Source organism: Kitasatospora sp. MBT66 (assembly GCF_000710405.2).
GTDB classification, from domain to species: domain Bacteria; phylum Actinomycetota; class Actinomycetes; order Streptomycetales; family Streptomycetaceae; genus Kitasatospora; species Kitasatospora purpeofusca.
Genome location: NZ_JAIY01000016.1, coordinates 405,279 through 405,703, shown reverse-complemented (window position 1 = coordinate 405,703; position 425 = coordinate 405,279). Strand labels below are relative to the sequence as shown.

1 protein-coding gene is annotated in these 425 nt (G+C 75.8%); it reads right to left on the bottom strand.

Annotated features, from left to right (window positions below):
- Positions 1–32: 32 nt before the first annotated feature.
- On the bottom strand, positions 33–425 hold a 393-nt coding region (locus BI06_RS51785; RefSeq protein WP_304440901.1), incomplete at its 5' end, for a pirin family protein.

The window sequence follows — 425 nt, the reverse complement described above, 5'->3', positions numbered from 1 at the left end:
GGGCCGGGCCGCGAGCCGGGCCGGGAAGGCGCTCATACCGGCATCCGGCCCATCAGGCCGCGCGAGAAGTCCAGCTGGGCCTGCTGGAGCTCGGCCACCGTGTTCATGACGAACGGCCCGCTGCGGGCGACCGGTTCGCCGATCGGCTCCCCCGCCAGGACGAGCACCTCCGCCGGCCCGTCGACGGCCCGGACCGTGAAGCCTTCACCGTCGTGGTCGAGGACGGCGAGGTGGCCGTCGGGCAGCGGGACGCCGGCGGTCTCGGCCCGGCCGGACAGCGTGTGGAACGCGGCGGTGTGGTGGGCCGGAGCGGTGAACGTCGCCGAGCCGCCGGCCGCGAGCCGGGCGTGCACCACCAGGAGCGGGGTGTGGGTTTCGAAGGGTGCGGTCGCGCCGTGGGTGGTCCCGGCGAGGACGATCAGCTC